Source organism: Halorhodospira halophila SL1 (genome assembly GCF_000015585.1).
Lineage (GTDB): Bacteria > Pseudomonadota > Gammaproteobacteria > Nitrococcales > Halorhodospiraceae > Halorhodospira > Halorhodospira halophila.
In genome coordinates this window covers 2,466,855-2,484,280 of the sequence record NC_008789.1, presented here as the reverse complement: position 1 = coordinate 2,484,280, position 17,426 = coordinate 2,466,855, and the positions used below count along the sequence as shown (strand labels likewise).

15 protein-coding genes are annotated in these 17,426 nt (G+C 69.7%); 8 read left to right on the top strand and 7 right to left on the bottom strand.

All coding sequences use genetic code 11. The features are described from left to right. The first annotated feature begins 15 nt into the window (after positions 1–15). Positions 16–1,449 carry a bifunctional D-glycero-beta-D-manno-heptose-7-phosphate kinase/D-glycero-beta-D-manno-heptose 1-phosphate adenylyltransferase HldE gene (gene hldE / locus HHAL_RS11425; RefSeq protein ID WP_011815047.1) on the top strand — a complete coding sequence of 478 codons (1,434 nt, stop codon included), beginning with the start codon at positions 16–18 and terminating at the stop codon, positions 1,447–1,449. Here the strand turns inward: hldE and HHAL_RS11420 are convergent. Continuing rightward, entirely contained in the window at positions 1,446–2,540 is a 1,095-nt protein-coding gene (locus HHAL_RS11420; protein WP_011815046.1) for a glycosyltransferase family 9 protein, read from the bottom strand. The genes hldE and HHAL_RS11420 overlap by 4 nt on opposite strands. 2 nt (positions 2,541–2,542) lie before the next feature. Continuing rightward, on the bottom strand, positions 2,543–3,277 hold the full coding sequence (locus HHAL_RS11415) for a 3-deoxy-D-manno-octulosonic acid kinase (RefSeq protein ID WP_011815045.1): 735 nt from the start codon (positions 3,275–3,277) through the stop codon (positions 2,543–2,545). Positions 3,278–3,330: 53 nt separating this feature from the next. On the opposite strand from HHAL_RS11415, the gene aroK reads away from it, so the two are divergent. Together aroK and aroB are read left to right on the top strand one after the other, a co-directional pair. Then, entirely contained in the window at positions 3,331–3,864 is a 534-nt protein-coding gene (aroK, locus tag HHAL_RS13615; protein ID WP_011815044.1) for a shikimate kinase AroK, read from the top strand. A 51-nt stretch (positions 3,865–3,915) separates the two neighbouring features. Then, complete coding sequence (gene aroB / locus HHAL_RS11405) at positions 3,916–4,980, top strand: 3-dehydroquinate synthase (RefSeq protein WP_011815043.1); 1,065 nt, start codon at positions 3,916–3,918, stop codon at positions 4,978–4,980. Here the strand turns inward: aroB and HHAL_RS11400 are convergent. From HHAL_RS11400 to HHAL_RS11390, 3 genes are read right to left on the bottom strand one after another with little or no spacing between them, the layout of a single operon-like run. Beyond that, on the bottom strand, positions 4,977–6,140 hold the full coding sequence (locus HHAL_RS11400; RefSeq protein ID WP_011815042.1) for a deoxyguanosinetriphosphate triphosphohydrolase: 1,164 nt from the start codon (positions 6,138–6,140) through the stop codon (positions 4,977–4,979). The two genes, aroB and HHAL_RS11400, sit on opposite strands and share 4 nt — an antisense overlap. Beyond that, positions 6,137–7,222 (bottom strand): type IV pilus secretin PilQ, encoded by a 1,086-nt coding sequence (pilQ, locus tag HHAL_RS11395; protein WP_049751673.1) that lies wholly within the window; start codon positions 7,220–7,222, stop codon positions 6,137–6,139. The genes HHAL_RS11400 and pilQ overlap by 4 nt, the downstream gene beginning before the upstream one ends. Positions 7,223–7,251: 29 nt before the next feature. Then, on the bottom strand, positions 7,252–8,628 hold the full coding sequence (locus tag HHAL_RS11390) for a hypothetical protein (RefSeq protein WP_041595187.1): 1,377 nt from the start codon (positions 8,626–8,628) through the stop codon (positions 7,252–7,254). Between the two features lie 157 nt (positions 8,629–8,785). On the opposite strand from HHAL_RS11390, the gene HHAL_RS11385 reads away from it, so the two are divergent. After that, positions 8,786–11,197 carry a penicillin-binding protein 1A gene (locus HHAL_RS11385; RefSeq protein ID WP_011815039.1) on the top strand — a complete coding sequence of 804 codons (2,412 nt, stop codon included), beginning with the start codon at positions 8,786–8,788 and terminating at the stop codon, positions 11,195–11,197. A gap of 38 nt (positions 11,198–11,235) precedes the next feature. Next, complete coding sequence (locus HHAL_RS11380; protein WP_011815038.1) at positions 11,236–11,865, top strand: hypothetical protein; 630 nt, start codon at positions 11,236–11,238, stop codon at positions 11,863–11,865. A 91-nt stretch (positions 11,866–11,956) separates the two neighbouring features. Here the strand turns inward: HHAL_RS11380 and HHAL_RS11375 are convergent, their stop codons facing one another. Continuing rightward, entirely contained in the window at positions 11,957–13,261 is a 1,305-nt protein-coding gene (locus HHAL_RS11375; RefSeq protein ID WP_011815037.1) for a citrate synthase, read from the bottom strand. 54 nt (positions 13,262–13,315) lie between these two features. Further along, complete coding sequence (locus tag HHAL_RS11370) at positions 13,316–13,579, bottom strand: type B 50S ribosomal protein L31 (RefSeq protein ID WP_011815036.1); 264 nt, start codon at positions 13,577–13,579, stop codon at positions 13,316–13,318. A gap of 318 nt (positions 13,580–13,897) precedes the next feature. On the opposite strand from HHAL_RS11370, the gene HHAL_RS11365 reads away from it, so the two are divergent. The 3 genes from HHAL_RS11365 (at position 13,898) to HHAL_RS11355 (ending at position 17,426) form a co-directional block, all read left to right on the top strand. After that, positions 13,898–14,272 carry a magnesium transporter MgtE N-terminal domain-containing protein gene (locus HHAL_RS11365; RefSeq protein ID WP_011815035.1) on the top strand — a complete coding sequence of 125 codons (375 nt, stop codon included), beginning with the start codon at positions 13,898–13,900 and terminating at the stop codon, positions 14,270–14,272. A gap of 134 nt (positions 14,273–14,406) precedes the next feature. Continuing rightward, positions 14,407–15,150: a DUF1499 domain-containing protein gene (locus HHAL_RS12790; protein ID WP_011815034.1), complete on the top strand. Its 744-nt coding sequence runs from the start codon at positions 14,407–14,409 to the stop codon at positions 15,148–15,150. A 92-nt stretch (positions 15,151–15,242) separates the two neighbouring features. Then, positions 15,243–17,426: a malate synthase G gene (locus tag HHAL_RS11355; RefSeq protein WP_011815033.1), complete on the top strand. Its 2,184-nt coding sequence runs from the start codon at positions 15,243–15,245 to the stop codon at positions 17,424–17,426.

Genomic DNA, 17,426 nt, shown 5'->3' with positions numbered 1-17,426 from the left:
GATGCCCGCTCACCCATGACTCCCCCGCTGCCCGGTTTCCGCGATGTCCGGGTCGTCGTCGCCGGCGATCTGATGCTCGACCGTTACTGGCATGGGGCGACCCAGCGCATCTCACCGGAAGCCCCGGTCCCGGTGGTGCGGGTCGATGGCGCCGAGGAGCGTCCGGGCGGTGCTGCGAATGTCGCGCTCAATGTGGCCGCCCTCGGTGGCGAGGCGCAGGTGGTGGGCCCGACCGGCAGCGACGAGGCAGCCGACCGGCTGGCGGAGCTGCTCGAGGCTGCTGGTGTTGGCCAGCGATTCCACCGCATCGCCGGCGCTGACACCATCACCAAGCTGCGGGTGATCAGTCGACACCAGCAGCTGATCCGCCTCGACTTCGAACGCGGCTTCCCGGGGTTCGACCACGCCGCCATGCTGGCCCTGCTCGAGCCCGCCCTGGCCGATGCCGCGGTGCTGGTCCTCTCCGACTACGCCAAGGGGGCGCTCCCCGATCCGGCCGGGTTGATCGAGGCCGCCCGCCGAGCCGGGCGGCCGGTGCTGGTCGACCCCAAGGGGGCGGACTACCGTCGCTACCGCGGTGCCAGCCTGCTGACGCCCAACCTGGCGGAGTTCGAGGCAGTGGTCGGGCCGTGCGCCGATGGCGATGAGATCGCCAAGCGGGCGAGGCAACTGGCGGCCGATCTGGAGCTGGAGGCGTTGCTGGTGACCCGGGGCGAGGCTGGGATGACCCTCGCCCCGCGGGAGGGGGTGGCGGTGCATCTGCCGACCCGGGCCCGAGAGGTCTTCGATGTCACGGGTGCCGGCGATACGGTGATCGCCACGCTCGCCGCTGCCCTGGGCGCCGGGGTGGATCTGGCCGATGCGTCGGCTCTGGCCAACGTGGCCGCCGGAGTCGTGGTGGGCAAGCTGGGGACCGCCACGGTCACCCCGGCAGAGCTGGAGGCGGCGCTGGGCGGTGGCCCGGCCCCGGCAGCGGGTTCCGGGGTGGTGGACGAGCCGGGCCTGTTGGCAGCGGTGCGCCAGGCCCGTGCGGCGGGCGAACGGATCGTCATGACCAACGGCTGCTTCGACCTGCTCCACGCCGGTCATGTCGACTACCTGCAGCGGGCCCGCCGGCGCGGCGAGCGGCTGGTGGTGGCGGTCAACGACGATGCCTCGGTGGCGCGGCTTAAGGGGGCGGAACGGCCGGTCACGCCCCTGGCGCAGCGCATGGCGGTGCTTGCCGCCCTGGACACGGTGGATTGGGTGGTGCCGTTCAGCGAGGACACCCCGGCGCGGCTGATCGAGGCGGTGTTGCCGGACCGGCTGGTCAAGGGTGGGGACTATCAGCCCGAGCAGATCGCCGGCCACGACGTCGTGGTCGCCGCCGGCGGCTCGGTGGAGGTCCTGCCCCTGCTCGCCGGCGCATCGACCACGGACCTGATCGCGCGCATTCGCAGCCGCGGCTAGCTGCCTGCCGCGGCGGACCGACCGGATGCGCCGCGGTCGGCCAGCGCCGCGTCCAGCCGCGCGGCCACATCGGCCACGGTGATCCAGTCCATGGCCTCGGGGTCGCGCACCCGGCGTCCCCAGCGGACCGCTTCCACCGGTTGGCCGAGCTCCGCCTTGAGTGCCTCCGGGTAGCGGTTGGCGACGTAGTCCAGGTTCAGGTAGGGGCCCGTGCGCTGCGGGTTCGACGTGGCGTAGAGCCCGACCACCGGCACCCCGCTGGCATTGGCCAGGTGGAGCGGCCCGGAATCGGGGCCGACGAAGGCGCTGGCGCGTTGCAGGACGGCTAGCAGCCCTTTCAGCGAGGTGGCGCCGACCAGATCGACCACCGGTGCGCTGGTCAGGGCGGTGATGGCGTCGGCGTACTCCCGTTCCAGCGCCGTGGGGCCGCCGGTCAAGACCAGCGCCAGGCCGTGCTCCTGATAAGCGTACTCGGCCACCGCTGCGTACTGGCTGGCCGACCAGTTGCGGTAGTTGCGGGCGCGGATCGAGCTGCACGGGCTGATGGTCAGGAACGGCTGGTCGGGGAGCCGTCCCGCCACCTCGGCTTCGGCCTCGGCGGGCACCGGGAGGTCCCAGCGTAGGGTGCGCGCCTGCAGGCCGGCCGCCTCAAGGAACTGGAAGAAGCCGTCGAGGACGTGGACCCGGGCCGGCCCGGCGATCGCGCGGTGGGTGAACCACCGCTGCCCGTTGCGGGCGCGGGGGCGATCGAAGCCGATGCGGGTGTCGGCGCGGATGGCCGTGGAGAGCAGGTTGGCCCGCCACGACGCCTGCATGTGCAGCAGCAGGTCGAAACGGCGGTCGGCCAGGTCCCGGCGGAGTTTCGGCACGGCGCCGAACAGCCCGTCGCCCTTGTCGACGACGATGAACTCCACCCCCGGCAGGTCGCCGAACAGGCGGTATTCGGTCTTGCCGATCACCCAGGTGATCGCGGTCTCCGGCCAGTGCTGACGGAGGGTCTGTACGACGGGGACCACGTGGCTGCAGTCGCCGATCGCCGACAGGCGCAGCAGGCAGACCGAGTCGGGCGGTGTGGAAGGATCACGGGGCATCGCTAGGCGGACTCCTCAAGCGCTTTGTGCCAGCCCTGACGCAGGGCGGCCAGGTGGTTTTCCGGCACCGGCTCCACGGCGTCGTCGCTGCGCGCGATCTTGGTCAGGCTGCGCTGCAGGCGGGCGAGGTTGCGGCGCGTCCAGTGGCCGCCGTGCGGGCGCAGGCAAGCCCGATCCAGGTCGATGACATGGATGGTGCCGTCGGCGGTAAGCAGGATGTTGTGGGCGTTCAGGTCGGCGTGATCCAGGCCGCGCCGGTGCAGTCGACCGATGCAGGCGCCGATGGCGTACCAGCGCTCGGCGGGTAACGGTCCGCGGCGCAGGACCTCGGTCAGGGTGTCGGCGGGCAGTCGCTCGATGAGGATCTCGGCGCGGTAACACGGCCCCGCCGGCCGCACGCGGGCGGCCAGGGGGGCGGGCACCGGGAAGCCCTCCTCGTGGAGTTGGGCGAGCAGCCACCATTCGCGCCAGGGGCGCGAGGCGTGGAGGCGGCCCCGGGCATAGCAGTCGCCGAGCAGCGGGCCGAGGAGTCCGCCGCGGCGGTAGGGCCGCAGGACCGCCGGGATCCCGCCGACCTGAAGGAAACAGGCGCTGCCGCGGCCGCCGCCCGGCCGCCCGGCGATGCGGCCGGAACGCGCCAGGGCGTCCGGCTCGAAGAGTTCGGCGTCCGGGGTCGATATGCGGTCGGCGTCGAAGAGGATGTGCTGACGGCCTTGGCGCGTTTGTTGCGGATCCATGGCCGCCTACTCTGCCATACCGAGCCCCGTGTCGGTGGTGGTAAAGTGCCGTCATGGCACACTGGAGAACACCGTCGCGGATCTTTCTGGTCGGCCCCATGGGGGCAGGCAAGAGCACTGTAGGGCGCGAGCTGGCCAACCTGCTGGGTCTGGAGTTCATCGATAGCGATGCCGCCATCGAGGCGCGCACCGGGGTGAGCATCCCGTGGATCTTCGATATCGAGGGCGAGGCCGGGTTCCGGGCCCGCGAAGCGGCAGTGATCGACGAGCTGACGGGCCGGGACGGCGTCGTGGTGGCCACCGGCGGCGGTGCGGTCACGACGCCGGCCAACCGTGACCTGCTGGGCGCGCGGGGGGTGGTGGTCTACCTGTACACGCCGGTATCGGTGCAGCTGCAGCGCACCCGCCACGACACCAACCGTCCGCTCCTGCAGAGTGACGACCCCGAGGCGCGGCTGCAGAGCCTGCTCGCCGAGCGGGATCCGCTCTACCGGGAGGTGGCCGACGTGGTGGTGGAGACGACCGGCGGGCGGGCGCGGAGCGTGGCGCGGCGGATCGTCGAGGCGCTGCAGGGGCAGCCCTCCTAGTCGATGACGATGAGACGGATGAACGAGAGCGGACAGGCAGCAGGAGCGGGCATGCGGACACAATGGGTCGAGCTCGGGGAGCGCAGTTACCCGATCTACATCGGGGACGGAGTGCTGGATCAGGGGGTGCTGGCCGAGCATCTGGTGGCGGATCGGGCGCTGCTGGTCAGCAACGAGACCGTGGCACCGCTCTACGCCGAGCGCCTGGCCGTTCCGGGTGCCGAGGTGCAGTCGGTGACCCTGCACGACGGCGAGCGCTACAAGACCCTGCAGACCTGTGAGCAGGTCTATGACGCCTTGATCGAGGGGCGCTTCGACCGTTCGGCCACGGTGATCGCCCTCGGCGGTGGCGTGGTCGGTGATATGGCCGGCTTCTGTGCGGCTACCTACCAGCGCGGGGTGGGCTACATCCAGGTGCCCACGACGCTGTTGGCCCAGGTCGACTCCTCGGTGGGCGGCAAGACCGGGGTCAACCATCCGCGTGGCAAGAACATGATCGGCGCCTTCCACCAGCCGCGTGCCGTGGTGGCGGATACGGGGGTCCTCGCCACCCTGCCCGAGCGCGAATACAACGCCGGCCTGGCCGAGGTCGTCAAGTACGGCCTGATCCGCGATCCCGCCTTCTTCGACTGGCTCGAGGCGCATGTCGATGCCCTGCGGCGCCGCGACCCCGAGGCCCTGGCCCACGCCGTGGCCGAGTCGTGCCGCAACAAGGCCGAGGTGGTCGCCGCTGACGAGCGGGAGGCCGGTGAGCGTGCGCTGCTCAACCTCGGCCACACCTTCGGCCACGCCATCGAGACCTACACCGACTACTGCACCTGGCTCCACGGCGAGGCCGTGGCGGCCGGGATGGTCATGGCGGCGCGCATGTCGGTGCGCCTGGGTTGGCTGCAGCGCAACGGGCTGGAGCGCACCATCGCCCTGCTTGAGGCCTTCGGCCTGCCCACGCGGCCGCCCGCCATCCCCGAGGCCCGCTTCCGTGAGCTGATGAGTGTCGACAAGAAGAACCGGGGTGGCCAGTTGCGCCTGGTGCTCCTGCGCAGTGTCGGCGATGCCGTGGTCACCGGCGAGTTTGCCCCGGAGGCGCTGACCGACACCCTGGTCGAGGCGGTCTAGGTCAGCTCCTCGGGGCGGAACAGCCGGCGATACTCTTCGATGGCGAACCGGTCGGTCATGCCGGCGATGTAATCGGCCACGGCACGGGCCCGTCCGGGCAGGCCGTGGCGGGCCTCTCCGCGATGGGCTGCGTCGCGGGGCTGGTCCGGCATCAGCTGTGGCTCGTCGAGGAGGGCGTCGAACAGCCCCTGAACCACCGCGTGGCTCTTGCGCACCATCCGCGCCACCCGGAAGTGGCGATAGAGGCGCTGGAAAAGAAAATCCTTCAGGTCCTGGTGCCGCCGGGCCATATCCTCGCTGAACCCGATCAGCGGTCCCGGGTGTCGGCGCACCGCCTCCACGTCGGCAGGTGCGGCGGCGTCGATGCGCGCGGCGGATTCGCGGATCAGGTCCTCGACCTGCACGTTGATCATGCGCCGGACCACCTCATAGATGGTGCGGCGCTCGTCCAGGTTGGGGTAAGCGGTCTCGACCTCGGCGAACAGGGGGCCGAGCAGGGTCGTCTCGCGGCACTCTGGGACGCTGATCAGCCCGGAGCGCAGGCCGTCGTCGACATCGTGGCTGTTGTAGGCGATGCCGTCGCAGACATTGACCAGCTGCGCCTCCAGGGTTGGCTGACCGCCGTGGACGAAGCGCTCGGCGACGGGCCCGAGTTGCTGGGCGCGCTCGACCGTGCAGCGTTTGAGCAGCCCCTCGCGGGTCTCGAAGGTCAGATTCAGCCCGTCGAAGGTGGCGTAGCGCTTCTCCAGGTCGTCGACGACGCGCAGGGACTGGATATTGTGCTCGAACCCGCCGAGCCCCTCCATGCGCCCGGCCAGCGCGTCCTGGCCGGCGTGGCCGAAGGGGGTGTGACCGAGATCGTGGGCCAGGGCGATGGCCTCGACCAGATCGATGTTCAAACCCAGGGCCTGGGCGCTGGTGCGGGCGATCTGGCCCACCTCTAGGGTGTGGGTCAGCCGGGTGCGGTAGAGGTCGCCGACGTGGTTGACGAAGACCTGGGTCTTGTACTCCAGGCGCCGGAAGGCGCCGCAGTGGATGATGCGGTCGCGGTCGCGCTGGAACTCGCTGCGATGCCCGGGGTGGGGCTCCTCGTGCCGGCGGCCGCGGCTGGCGGTCTCGGTCACGGCGCAGGGGCGTGGCGGGGTGGTGTGCAGGCTCACCAATCGTCCTCGGTTGTTCGGCTGGGTGAGTCAATGTGGGGGCGGGGGGCGGCGTCGTCAACGGCCGTCGATGAGGACGGGCCGTCCTCGACCAGGCGCGGGGTGACGAAGACCAGCAGCTCATGGTGGCTCTGCTCGGACATGCGCTGGCGGAACAGCCAGCCAATGAGAGGCAGTTCTCCGAGCCACGGGACCCTCTGGCGCTGCTTGCGCTGTTCGTGTTCGCGGACTCCGCCGAGGACGATGGTCTCACCGGCCTGGACTCGAAGGTGCGTGGTCACGGCCTGGGTGTCGATGCTGGGAACCCCCTCGTAGATCTGGCCGACGGCGTCCTTGGTGACGCGCAGGGCCAGGGAGACTGCGTCGTCCTCGGTCACCTGCGGGGTGGCGGTCAGGGACAGGGCAGCGTCCTGGAAGGCGACCGCCGTGGCACCGGACTCGGCGGTCTCCTGGTAGGGGATCTGGACGCCCTGCTCGATGCGGGCGGCCTGGCGCTCGGTGGTCAGGACCCGCGGGCTGGAGACCACGCGCCCGTGTCCCTCGGCCTCCATCGCCGAGAGTTCGAGCTGTAGCAGCCGCTCGCCCACCTCGCCAACTGAGACGCTCAGCCGCGCGCCTTCGCCCACCGGCGGCAGCTCGGCAAGAAGCCCGTCGCCCACAGCCGCGTCGTTGCTCCCGGGCAGGCTGTCGAAGGCGAAGTGGCCGTCGCCCCGTTCGCTGGATAGCCCCAGTCGGCTGCCCAACTCCCGGGAGTACTCCCCCGAGGCCAACACGATGCGCGCCTCAATCATGACCTGACGGTTGGCCCGATCGAGTTCGCGGACGAGCTGTTCGGCCTCTTCCAGGCGGGCCGGCGTGTCCTGGAGGATCAGCGTGTTGGTGCGTTCATCGACGCTGGCGTGGCCGCTCTCTGAGAGCACGCCGGTCTCGTCGCGCAGGAGTTCCGCGAGCTGCGCAGCCTCGGCGTGGACCAGGGGCAGGGTGCGCAGGGCGGGCTCCGGCCGGGTTGCGCCCTCCTCGTCCACCCGACCCTGAAACGGATCAGGTGGGGCCGCGAAGACAGGCAGAGCGATCAATAGCAACGCGGCCGCTCCGGATCGCAGTCGACCGCTCATGGCTGGACCTCGGGTGGGTGCAGGGCGATGGTCACCTCCGCCTCGAGCCGGGGCGGCTCGGCGGCGTGCAGGTGCAGGCGGTGCACGCCGCGCCGGCGGGACGACTCGGCCTCCGCGGCCAGCCACTCCCGCAGCGCGGCGTACTCGCCGGCGATGTGCAGCCGGGCGACCACCTCGTCGTCGTCGCCCTCTTGCCGGTGCAGGTCTTCGAGGACCAGCCCGTGGGCCTCGAGCTCTCGGCTGAGGTCGCCGAGTTGCTCACGCAGTGTCGTCTCGGGCGGTGCGGCGGGTGGCTCGTCCCTGAGCTGCGGTCGGCCCCGCAGGGATAGCCGGCGGAGGCCGTGCTCGGTGCGGCGCATCTGCGCCAGGTGAACCGCCTCGAAGCCCGCCTCCTGCAGGGCGTTCAGGTACGCCTCGGTGTGCTCGGGTTGCGCGGTAACGGCCTCGATGGCCAGGGTCTCGCCCAGCTCCACCGTCTTGAGGCGGGTCCCCTCGGGCAGCGCCTTGGCCAGGGTGTCGAGCCACCCGGGGATCGCCTGGCGCCGTGCGTCCGCGGGATCCGGGGGGAGCTGTGACGCCGGCTCGGCGGGGGGGGCTGGTTCGGCGGTCGGCGGCTCCGGGTCCGGGTCGGGTTCAGGGGGTGGCGAGGGCGACCTATCTTCGGCGGTGTTGGTGGCGTCGTGGCTCCCGAAGCTGCCCGTCGGCGCACCCCAGTGGGCGTGGGCGGCTACACCGGCCAGCCCGATGGCCAGTGCCGCCCCGGCAGCGGTGCGCAGGGAGTGATCGGCGCCGTGGGCGCTCGGGTTCCGGGCGTGCAGCAGGTTGTTGGGCCCGGGGCGGCGGGCGGCCTCGGCCAGGGCGCGTGCCAGGCGGGCGCCCGGAGTGTCCGGCAGGGGCTGCGGGGGCGCCCCGGCAGCGTGGGCCAGGGCGTCGCGGCTGGCGACGAGTGCGACCGGTCGCAGGCCGGCGTCGCGCAGCAGGGTTTGCCCGGCCTGGAGGTCGGTATGGCGCGCGGCGAGCAGGTGCGGCCGGTGGTGCTCGCTGCTGAGGCAGTAACGCCAGACGGAGGCCGGGGCGGGCAGGGCACGGCGCACGTGCAGACGCAGCACGGCCCGATACTCGGAGCGGCGCAGGGGGGTTGGCAAGGCGAGCAGGCGGCGCTGCACGCGGCCCTCGGGCAGCGCCAGTGCCGCCCGGGAGCGGCCGACCCCCAGGCGCCGGCAGGCCGCGCGCAGGGCATCACGGCGGCCGTTCGCCCCCGGGGCATGGATGGTTTCAGCGGTGTAGGCGTAGCGGCTGCGCCGGCGCAGACAGACATGTACGGCACGTCCGGCCACAGCGACGCCGATCGTCGCGGTGCTGGGCAGGGGCATCCCGTCTCCTCCCTGAGACGCTGGTTCCCGTGCCGCCGCCGGTCCCTGGCGGGCGGCAGGCATTGACGCCCCTACTATAAACCGGGAACTCGCCCGTGCAAGAGGTGGTCAGTATACTGCCCACAGAGTTTGCCAAGGCGCCCGCGCCCCGTCCCCGATGAAGCGATTCCTGCGTATCCTCCTTTACAGCACCCTCACCCTGGTCGGTTCCGGCGCCGTGCTGGGTGCCGCGGCGGTGGCTTATGCCCTGCTGGTGCTTGCTCCGCAGTTGCCCGATGCGGAGTCGCTGCGCGACGTGCGCTTCCAGCAGCCGCTGCGTGTTGTCAGCGCCGAGGGCGAGCTGATCGCCGAGTACGGCGAGCAGCGCCGCCAACCGGAGGATATCGACGACATCCCCACGGACCTGTTGCTGGCGTTCATCGCCGCTGAGGACGACCGCTTCTACGAGCACCCGGGGGTCGACTATCAGGGCCTGGCGCGGGCGGTGAGCCACGTGGCCCGCGAGCGCTCCTTCGGCCCGGGGGGGTCGACCATCACCATGCAGGTTGCGCGCAATTTCTTCCTCTCGCGCGAAGTCACCATCCTGCGCAAGGTCAACGAGATCCTGCTGGCGCTGCAGATCGAGCGCACCCTGTCCAAGGAGGAGATCCTCGAGCTCTATCTCAACAAGATCTACCTGGGCAATCGCGCCTACGGCGTTGCTGCCGCCGCCCAGGTCTATTACGGCAAGGACCTGGATGAGCTGGATCTGGCCCAGATGGCGATGATTGCCGGTCTGCCCAAGGCGCCCTCGGCCGCCAACCCCATCCGCAATCCCCGGTTGGCCCTGCAGCGGCGTGCCTACGTCCTTGGGCGGATGCTCAACGAGGGCTTCATCAGCCCGGAGCGTTATCAGGAGGCTATGGCCGCACCGGTAACCGCGGAACTGCACGCCCCGCGCAGCCGTGTGGATGCCCGTTACGCCGGGGAGATGGTCCGCCGCACCATGACCGAGCGCTACGGGGCCGAGGAGGCGTATACCGGCGGCTATACGGTCTATACCACCATCGAGAAGGACCGCCAGGAGGCGGCCAACCGTGCCCTGCGCAGCGGGTTGCGCGATTACGACCAGCGCCACGGCTACCGGGGCCCCGAAGGCAGCATGGACGCGCAGGCCGTCGGCGACCCGGCGGCCATGAACGAGGTGCTGGGGGAACACCCGCCGTTCGGCGGCCTGCAAGCGGCCGTGGTGCTCGCCGTAGAGCCCGAGGCGGCCTGGGTCTGGCCCCGGGGCGGGCGGGTGCTGCAGGTGGACTTCGAGACCATGGAGTGGGCGCGTGCCTACCGGGGTGCCAATCGGCGCGGCCCGGCCCCGGAAGAGGCGGGTGACGTGCTCGAGGTCGGCGATATCGTGCGGGTGATGCCGCAGGGCGAGGGGCGGGCGGCGCTCAGCGCCGTGCCCGACGTCTCCGGCGCGCTGGTCGCCCAGGATCCGCTGGACGGGCGCGTGCGGGCCCTGGCCGGTGGGTTCGATTTCCGCCTCAGCTCCTTCAACCGGGCGGTCCAGGCGCGGCGTCAGACGGGGTCGGTCTTCAAGCCGTTCATCTACTCGGCGGCCCTGGAAGGCGGCTACACGCCGGCCACCCTGGTCAACGACGCCCCGGTGGTCTTCCGGGACGACGCCCTGGAGAGCTACTGGCGCCCCGGCAACTACTCGGGGCGGTTCTATGGCCCGACCCGGCTGCGCGAGGCCCTGGTCTTCTCGCGCAACCTGGTGTCGATCCGGGTGCTGCGCGATGTGGGGATCGACCCGACTATCGCCCATGCCGTGCGTATGGGCTTCCCGCCGGAGAGCCTGCCGCGGGATCTCTCCCTGGCGCTGGGCAGCAATAGCGCCACTCCGCTGCAGATGTCGAACGCCTTTGCGGCGTTCGCCAACGGTGGCTACCGCGTCTTCCCCAATATCATCGAGCGGGTGGAAGACGGCGCCGGTGAAGTGGTCTTCGAGCCCGAGTTTCCGGAGGCGTGTGAGCTCTGCCGTGACGACCTGCCCATGGCCTCGGTGCCCGGTGACCGCACTGGCCTGTTCGATCTGCCGCCCCCGGCAGAGCGTGTCCTGCCGGAAGACAACGCCTGGCTGATCAGCGATATGCTCGCCGACGTCATTGAGCGTGGCACCGGACGGGGCGTGCGGCGGGTGCTCGATCGCGGGGACCTGGCCGGCAAGACCGGTACCACCAACGATCTGCGCGACGCCTGGTTCGTGGGGTACAACCAGGATCTGGTGGCCACGGCGTGGATCGGTTTCGACGACCAGCGCAGCCTGGGGCGTGGCGAAACCGGTGCTTCGGCCGCCCTGCCCATCTGGGCCCGCTTTATGTCCGTAGCCCTCGACGGGGTCGAGGAGCGCCCCATGCCGCGCCCGGGCGGCTTGGTCACGGTGCGCATCGACCCGGAGTCGGGGCGGGCCACCAGCTCCGAGAACCCTGACGCCATTTTCGAGACCTTCCGCGAGGAGACCGTCCCGGTCCGTGACGACAGCGATCGCCGGCAGCGTGGTGATGAGCACACGGAGCGGGAACTCTTCTAGGCGGGTGCCAACAGACTGCCGGAGCAGGGGGAGGAGCTATGGGACGCAGAGGAGCCAACCATCAACGCGATGAGCGCATGCGCTTGAGTCTGATTCGCGAGGCGGCGCGGCTGATGGCCGAGGACGGGGTGCGCGACTACTTCGCCGCCAAGCGGAAGGCCGCGGAGCGCCTCGGTGCCAGCAATACCCGCAACCTCCCCGGCAATCAGGAGATCCACGACGCGCTGCTGGAGTATCGTGCCGTCTTCGGCGGCGAAGAGCATGAGGCGGCGCTGCGCCACCTGCGCCAGCGCGCCCTGGAGGCCATGTCGTTCTTTGCTGATTTTCGCCCGCGGTTGGTGGGGCCGGTGCTCTCCGGCACCGCGGATACTGAATCGCCGGTGCAGTTGCACCTGTTTGCCGATACCCCCGAGACGGTCTTGATGTTCCTTATGGACCGGCGGATCCCCTTCGAGTCCGATGAGCGGCGCTTGCGCTTCGGCCGCGACGGCTGGTCCATCCAGCCCATGTTCCGGTTCCTGGCCGGGGATACCGAGGTGGAACTGACGGTCTTCTCGGAGGCCGGGCTACGGGAGCCGCCGCGCAGCGAGGTGCATGGAGGGGCGATGGAGCGCGCCGGGGTGGCGGAGGTCTCCGCCTTGCTGGAGGAGGCGGTGGGAGAGGAGTAGCAACGCCCCGGGGCCGTCGGGTGCTCCCGCCCCGGTGTCTGCGGCGGCGCGGCCCCGGGGAACGGCCCGGAGTGCGCCCTCGGGGCGGGTCTTAACCCTTCTTGCGCTGATCGACGGGGATGTACTCCCGCCGCGCCGCGCCGGTGTAGAGCTGGCGTGGCCGCCCGATGCGCTGCTCCGGATCGGCCACCATCTCGTTCCACTGGGCTAACCACCCGGGGGTGCGGCCGAGGGCGAACATCACCGTGAAGAAATCCGTGGGGATGCCCAGGGCCCGATAGATAATCCCCGAATAGAAATCGACATTGGGGTAGAGCTTGCGCTCGACGAAGTAATCGTCCTCCAGCGCCCGCTCCTCGAGCTCCATGGCCAGCTCCAGCTGCGGGTCGTTCTCGATGCCCAGGTCGTTGAGGACCTCGTGGCAGGTCTTGCGGATGATCCGCGCCCGCGGGTCGAAGTTCTTGTAGACCCGGTGGCCGAAGCCCATCAAACGGAAGGGATCGTCCTTGTCCTTGGCCTTGTCGATGTACTTCGGGACTTGGCTGATATCGCCGATTTCGTGGAGCATGTTCAGCACCGCCTCGTTGGCACCGCCGTGGGCGGGCCCCCACAGCGCAGCGCAACCACAGGCGATGGAGGCGAACGGATTGGTGCCGGTGGAGCTGGCCAGGCGGACCGTGGAGGTCGAGGCGTTCTGCTCGTGGTCGGCGTGGAGGATCAGCAGCTGATCCAGTGCCCTGGCGTGGATCGGGTTGATCTCGTACGGCTCCGTGGGGCGCGAGAACAGCATGTTGAGCAGGTTCTCGGTGTAGTAGAGCCGGTTGAGCGGGTAGACGAACGGCTCGCCTGCCATGTGCTTGTAGGCCGCGGCGGCGATGGTCGGCATCTTGGCCAGCACGCGGTGGCAGGTGAGCATCCGGTTGCGCGGGTCGCCGAGCTTGATGGCGTCGTGGTAGAAGGCCGACAGGGACGCCACCACGCCGGTGAGCATGGCCATGGGGTGAGCGTTGTAGTGGAAGCCGTCGAAGAAGTCCTTCAACGACTCGTTGATCATGGCGTGCTCGGTGACCGCCCGGTTGAACTGGTCCAGCTCGTCCTTGGTCGGCAGCTCGCCGTGGAGCAGGAGGTAGGAGACCTCGAGGAAGTTGCTGTTCTCGGCGAGCTCTTCGATGGGGTAACCGCGATAGAGCAGGATGCCGTTCTCACCATCGATGAAGGTGATGTCGCTGCGGCAGCTCGCGGTCGAGGTGAAGCCGGCATCGTACGTGAAGTATCCGAACTCCTTGTAGAGGTTCTGGATATCGACGACGCCCGGCCCATGCGTCCCCTCGCGGATGGGCATCTCGATGCTGTGACCGGTGGTGTTGTCGGTGACGGTGACGGTTTTCGACGTCATGATGCCCCTCCGCTGCTGCCTTGGGAGACCGCGCCCGGTGCAGGCGGCCCGGGGTTACTGGCTGGAGCTGCCCCGGGTCATGCCGAAACGCTTGCGGAAGCGGTCGACCTGGCCACCAGAGTGGACCACACGCTGCTTGCCCGTGAAGAACGGGTGGCTTCGGCTGGAGACCTCAATCTTGACCAGCGGGTACTCGTTGCCGTCCTGCCAGGTGATGGTCTCGTCGGTCTTGACCGTAGAGCGGGTCAGGAAGGAAAAGTCCGTCGAGATGTCCTGGAAAACGACTTCACGGTACTCAGGATGGATGTCTTTCTTCATGGTGACCCTCTGCGACACTCAGCCGCGTTCTTGAGCATGTTAAACCGCGGATAGTAGCCGCCGCAGCATAGGGGGTCAAGATCGCCTGTCGGCGCGGGGTGACGCTTGACAGCAAGCGGGGTGCCCCCTAAATTTCGCAACACGTGTCAGCCACACGAGGAGACCGTCATGCCGGACGGTAACGGCAGTACGTCGAACAACGACGTTGTACCGCGAACCAACGCCCGCCCCGGGGTACCGGCCTACTGACGGATCCTCCGCCGTCTCTCTGTCTCCGGTGCCGCGGGTCGGGCACCCGGACAGACAGGAGGCAGAGAGATGAGCATCACCACCGAGCATCACGAGCATGGCCTCGGCGTAACGGCCCGTGCCGAGTACGCAGATCGCCTCCCTGCAGCCGCCGCGCGGCGGATCGTGCAGATGGCTCCGGCCGAGCGGCCGGCGGCGTTGAGCGCCATGCCGGACGGCGAGGGCCTGGCGGCCTTTCTGGAGATGCGCCCCGAGGCGCAGGCCAGCGTGCTCGAGCACATGGAGCGCGGGCCGGCCGCTCGGCTGGCCAACCGCCTGCCGTTCAACACGCTGGCCCGCGTGCTGGAGCGCATGGATCCGGAGTGCCGCGACGAGGTCGTGCGCAACCTCCGCCCGCTCAAGCGCAGTCGGGTTGAGACGGTGCTCTCCGGGCGTCTGCAGTAACCAACCCCGAAGCACTCCCGCGTCCCCGGTCGGGGCGGCGTCCGCTTGGGCGCTGCCCCGCCCTCGTCGCCTGGAACGTTTTGCCTCGGCCGTCTCCGGCCGCATAATTGGCCGGAAATCCGGCAGGAGGGGTCATGTTTCAGGCGCCCGTATCCCGGTTGGCGACAGCGTCCGTCCTGCTTGCAGCCTGCGGGGCTGCGGCGGCCGCGCTGGCCGGCCCGTTGTACCGTATCCATACCGTCGAACTCGATTCGGCCCTGATGATGATCGCCGCCGGTTTCGTCGCCGGGGCCCTCGCCCTCATCCCCGGTGGGGTCGGGCTGGTCGCCACCTTCGGTCTGCACGGCAAGCGGGGGCGGGGTCGGGCCCTGGCTGGACTGGCTCTGGGGCTGGGAGTGGTGGTGGTCGCCGGGCCGAAGGTCTATGGCGCCGTCCTCGGGCCGAACCTCCACGACCTCGTCACCACCGAAGACGACCCGCCGTCATTCCGTGCCCTGGCACCGGCCCGTGAACGCGCCGGCAGCGCCGTGGACTATCCCGGCGGGGCGGTGGCCGAGCGCCAGGCCGAAGCGCACCCCGAGCTCACCGGTCGGGACTACCCCCACGACGTCTCCGAGATCCTTAGTGCCGCCGAGAGCGCCGCGCTGGGCCTGGAGTGGACGGTGGCGCGCACCGACATGCAGGGCGAGCTGGAGGCCACAGCGCGCAGCTACTGGCTGGGCATCGTCCACGACATCGTCATCCGGGTCGAGGATGACGGGGATCATCGTCGGGTCGATGCGCGCGCGGCCACGCGCGGCGGCGAGGCGGATGTCGGTGATAACGCACGCCTGGTCAGCGACTTCTACGAGGAGCTCGAGGCGCAGCTGGAACGCTGAGCGGGGCGGCGTACGGCGGATGATCAGGCTGACTTGGATGCGTTACTATCGCGGCTTATCCGCGGATCGCGAAGCTGAATAGGGAGACTTCCATGAGCGAACGGGTTCAAGTCGGTGGCCTGCAGGTGGCGCGTGAACTCCACGACCTGGTGGCCAACGAGATCGTGCCGGGGACCGGCATCGACGCCGACACCGTGTGGGACGAGCTCGGCGGCATCGTCCGCGATCTGGCTCCGCGCAACCGCGAGTTGCTGGAACAGCGCGAGAACTTGCAGCGGCAGATCGACGACTGGCATCGGAACCATCGTGGCCAGTTCTCGGTATCCGATCACAAGGCGTTCCTTGAGCAGATCGGCTACCTGGAACCCGAAGTGGACGCGTTCGAGATCACCACCACCGGGGTCGACCCGGAGATCGCCACCGTGGCCGGGCCGCAGCTGGTGGTGCCGGTCGATAACGCGCGATTCGCGCTCAACGCGGCCAACGCGCGCTGGGGCAGCCTGTTCGATGCCCTCTACGGCACCGACATGATCCCCGAGAGCGACGGGCTAGCCAAGGGCAAGACGTACAATCCCGCTCGCGGTAAAAAGGTCATGGAGTTGGCCGCCGAGACCCTGGACGAGGTGGCCCCGCTGGCCCATGGGCTCCACGCCGAGGTTACCGCCTACCGGCTGAGCGACGGCAACCCGCGCCAGCTGGTCATCACCCTGGCCGACGGCAGTGAGACCGAACTGGCCGATCCGACCCGCTTCGTCGGCTTCACCGGCGAGCCGGATCGCCCCGCCACCCTCCTGCTGCGCCACAACGGCCTCCACGCCGAGATCGTCATCGACCCGAACGACCCGATCGGTCAGGATCACCCGGCCGGCGTCAAGGACGTGGTCATGGAGTCGGCGCTGACCGCCATCCAGGACTGCGAGGACTCCGTGGCCGCGGTGGACGCCGAGGACAAGGTGCGCGTCTACCGCAACTGGTTGGGCCTGATGAAAGGCGACCTAGAGACGTCGGTGAGCAAGGGCGGCGAGACCTTTACGCGGCGGCTCAACCCGGATCGCACCTACACGGCCCCGGACGGCGGCTCGCTGACCCTGCCGGGCCGCTCGCTCATGCTGGTGCGCAATGTCGGTCACCTGATGACCACACCGGCGGTCCTCGACGGCGACGGCAACGAGATCCCCGAGGGCATGCTCGACGCCATGATGACCGTCCTCTGCGCGGTCCACGACCTCAAGGGGCTCGGACAGGTATGCAACTCGAAGACCGGCAGCGTCTACATCGTCAAGCCGAAGATGCACGGTCCCGAGGAGGTGGCGCTGACCGTGAACCTGTTCGAGCGCGTCGAGGACGCCCTGGGTCTGGCGCGTGCCACCCTCAAGGTGGGCATCATGGATGAGGAGCGGCGCACTACGGTCAACCTGCGTGCCTGCATCCAGCAGGCCCGGGATCGGGTGATCTTCATCAACACCGGCTTCCTCGACCGCACTGGCGACGAGATCCACACCGCCATGGAGGCCGGCGCGGTGATCCGCAAGGCGGACATGAAGGGGGCCGCCTTCATGACCACCTACGAGGACTGGAACGTCGATGTCGGCCTGGCTTCCGGCTTCAAGGGCAAGGCCCAGATCGGCAAGGGCATGTGGCCGAAGCCGGACAAGATGCGCGAGATGTTCGACACCAAGGCTGGCCACCCCAAGGCAGGCGCGAACTGTGCCTGGGTGCCGTCGCCGACGGCGGCGACCCTGCACGCTGTGCACTACCACCAGGTGGACGTGGCTGGCGTCCAGGCCGAGATCGCCCGGGAGGGGTGGCGTTCCGACCTGAGCCGGATCCTCACCGTGCCGCTGGCGCCGAGCACCGACTGGAGCGCCGAGGAGATCCAGCAGGAGGTGGACAACAACTGCCAGGGCATCCTCGGCTATGTGGTGCGCTGGATCGACCAGGGCATTGGCTGCTCCAAGGTCCCGGACGTCAATAACGTGGGGCTGATGGAGGATCGCGCCACGCTGCGCATCTCCAGCCAGCACGTGGCCAACTGGCTCTACCACGGCGTGGTGACCGAGGAGCAGGTCATGGACAGCCTCAAGCGCATGGCCCAGGTGGTCGACGAGCAGAACGCCGGCGACCCGAACTACCGCCCCATGGCCGAAGACTTCGACGGCAGCGTCGCCTTCCAGGCGGCCTGTGATCTGGTCTTCAAGGGGCGGGAGCAGCCCTCCGGTTACACCGAGCCGGTGCTCCATCGCCGTCGGCAGGAGGCGAAGGCGAAGTACGCCTGA